Origin of the sequence: Streptococcus equinus (genome assembly GCF_900104225.1) — a bacterium.
In the GTDB taxonomy this organism is placed as follows: domain Bacteria; phylum Bacillota; class Bacilli; order Lactobacillales; family Streptococcaceae; genus Streptococcus; species Streptococcus equinus_D.
In genome coordinates, this window is the sequence record NZ_FNJK01000018.1 from 1 (window position 1) to 1,447 (window position 1,447).

The window sequence follows — 1,447 nt, forward strand, 5'->3', positions numbered from 1 at the left end:
AGTTTTAGACATGACTACGCTAATGTTTTGATGAGTTTAAAAGTGGGAATTGACCAAGGTAATTTAGATGACATCAAGAAAATTTACGAGGAAATCACCGCGGATTCAACGAAATTAGTCAACAATAACAGATTTGACCTGACTCGTTTGGCCAATATCACAGACAGTGGTGTTAAAAGTCTTATGTCAGCTAAATTTTTGCAGGCAGAAAATCAAGGCATTGAGATTAGTATGGAAGTTTCAGAAAGAATGGGAACTCCCAAAATTCCCTTGATTTCTTATATCCGCATCTTGTCAATCCTTTTCGACAATGCTATTGAAGCAGCTTTGGAGTCTGAAACTCCCAAAATTTCCGTAGCTAATTTCTACCAAGATGGTGATTTTGTTTTCATGATTGAAAATTCGACAAAAGATGAATCGGTAGATTTGGATAAGATTTTTGAGCGTGGTTACTCTACAAAAGGAGATAATCGTGGGCTCGGTCTAGCAACTTTGATGGATTTTCAAGACGATTATGAAAATTTGTCTATTGAAACAAAAAGTTCAGATTATAAATTTACTCAAATTGTAAGGATTTATGAAGGAGAAACGTAAAAATGTTAAATAATTTAATACTATTTTTTGCTTTTATTGTTAATTTTATAAGTTTTATTCTACTAGGAATATTATTTCAACAAATTACTAAATATAAATTATCTTTAAAAGAATGGGTTTTCTTTTTGCTTGAGATTGAGGTCTTTTTACCAATAGTGAATGGTACTCTTCTCAGTACACTAAATTTAAGTCCTTACCTAGTTAAAGAATGCACTATTTATTTAGTTGCAGCAGATCTTATTGCTATTTCTTATAAACGTAATTCTAAAATGGAATTTAGATATCATTTCTTTTACGGCTTATATCCTATTGTATTTTATGTTGTTTTGCATAATTCTTTCTTCATTATTTGCCAATCTATTTTTTCAATAAAGATAGATATTTTAAAACCTTCGCTGCCAGTTATATTAACAGGAATTGAACCATTTATTGTGTATTATTTGGTTTCACGATGGTTAAATATTGATATTTCAAATGTGAGCCAAAGTTTAAAAAAGCACATCGAACCAAAAGTTTTTAACATTGTTAATATCTTGATGGTTTTCTATTTTTTACTTGTGGATGCCATTGCTATTTTAAGACCTTTTCGTGATGCTGCTAACGACGCATTAAGGGCAATTATTGCGTTCCTTTACTTCATCCTTCTTTTCACTTTCCTCTTTTACCTTAACTTCCGCCATGGTCAGGAGCAAAAAGAAGAACTGCTGCGTAATCAGGAAATGGAGCTGACAGCACTTGAGAATTACAGTAAGCATGTGGAAAGCCTTTATCAGGAAGTGCGCAGTTTTAGACATGACTACGCTAATGTTTTGATGAGTTTAAAAGTGGGAATTGACCAAGGTAATTTAGATGA

At 32.1% G+C, this 1,447-nt stretch carries 1 protein-coding gene and 1 pseudogene; both read left to right on the top strand.

The features are described from left to right. Positions 1-594 (top strand): sensor histidine kinase (locus BLP98_RS09265; RefSeq protein WP_142349379.1); only part of this gene is annotated, 594 nt, incomplete at its 5' end. Positions 595-596: 2 nt separating this feature from the next. After that, positions 597-1,447 (top strand): annotated as a pseudogene (locus BLP98_RS09270) (hypothetical protein); the annotation flags it as partial.